Source organism: Paenibacillus cisolokensis, assembly GCF_018403665.1.
In the GTDB taxonomy this organism is placed as follows: domain Bacteria; phylum Bacillota; class Bacilli; order Paenibacillales; family Paenibacillaceae; genus Paenibacillus_AH; species Paenibacillus_AH cisolokensis.
This window is the reverse complement of record NZ_BOVJ01000253.1, coordinates 1-1,536: the sequence shown is the minus strand read 5'-3', so window position 1 is coordinate 1,536 and position 1,536 is coordinate 1. Positions and strand designations below refer to the sequence as shown.

Genomic DNA, 1,536 nt, shown 5'->3' with positions numbered 1-1,536 from the left:
AAAATCATCCGGATGCGCGGCCGCTTCTCCAACAGCTCCCTCATATGGCGTGCGACATCAAGAGCGGCTGCCGTGCCCATTTGCTTCCGGTCGCGATAGACGCGCACCTGCAGCCGGTCCGCTTGCTTCTCCAGCACCGGCTTCACTATTCCCGTCAATGTTCTCATCCCTTCCTTAATGTTTCGTTCGATTCCGGCGGCGTACGGCGAAGGCAATCCGAAACAGAGCGACGAATCGGCGGCTTCGTACCCGCCCTCCGCCAACTGACGGTCGGTGGGCACATAACCGGTCATGCCGTTCGTGTAGCCGATCGGCAGAACCCCTTCTTCAAGCTCTCGCTTCGCAAACAGCCCGTACTCCACCACCATCTCCGCGTCGGCCGCCAGCAGCGTCAATCCGTCCGCCAGCCGCAGCGCGCCAAGACGCAGCGGCACCGAATCCGGCAGCCGCCCCGTATTTTCAAGCTCGCCGAGCAATCGCGCCGCCCATTCCCCGACGATGCCGTCCTCTCCGCACTTCGCTTGAAGCTCCGCTCGATCGGGAACGCGCCGGAACGGCAGCGGAACGATCAGCTCCTCCCACCGGAGTTCGGATGCGGCGAGCGGTTCCATCGGACGCTCCAGCACGCGCAGCACCGCTTCGGCAAGTCGGATGCCGAGCCGTTCCGCATCGTCCGCTGATCCGCGGCAGAACGCCCCATCGCGAATTAGCGCCGGGCGCACGTCGCCGCAGTAGCCTTGCAAATACGCGGCGACCGCGCCCTCTCCGAGCGCGTTCTCCACCGCCTCCATGGCGACGCCGGGGAACTCCGGGAAGACGATGTTGTCCCCGGTCGTCGTCGGGTGGCATGCCGCATGCGCGAACAAGCCTTTGACGCGGCCGGCATCGTTGCGGAACCGGATAACCGTCAGTTCATGATCGGCAGGCCCGTCGGGATTCGGGGCCATGACGATGACGCCGTCCTTCCATAGCCGCCGATGTATGCCGAGCTCGCAACGGTCCCGGCCGCGTTCGACCGAGACCGGCTCCATCCGCTCCAGCGCTTCCCCGATGCCGGCCAGCAGCTTCGCTTCCAGCTCGGCCCAATACTCCCTGTCCGGCTCCCCCAGCATCTTCAGGAACAGGCCGCTCGTTTGCGGTCCGCAATGATTGTGAGTCGCATGCAGCAGAACGGCATCGAAAGCGGATGGCCATGCCGCATCGATAGCCGCCTTCAGCCTGTCCGCATAGTCCGAGCCCCACCAGATCAGATCGGCCGATACGACGAGCGCCTGATATTTCCCTTGACGAAAGCAAAAGATGTTCATCCCGAGCGGCCGGACGATTCTTTCGAAGACGCCGCTGCGATGGGCGAAGCCGGCCAGCGCGACCGGATGCGACGGCGTAATATCCGCTTTGGCCGTCCCGAGTTCCAAACGACCGGTCATGACGATGCCGCCTCCCGCAAGCGTCGCCCGTCGCCGTCCAGCAGCTCGATGATCAGCAGCACGTTGCGCATAATATGAAACGGGTCCTTCACCGGCAAAGCGACGATTT

1 protein-coding gene is annotated in these 1,536 nt (G+C 63.9%); it reads right to left on the bottom strand.

Annotated features, from left to right (window positions below):
- The coding region (locus PACILC2_RS25620) for a hypothetical protein (protein WP_213531826.1) at positions 1–1,427 on the bottom strand (1,427 nt) is incomplete at its 3' end.
- Between the last annotated feature and the right edge of the window lie 109 nt (positions 1,428–1,536).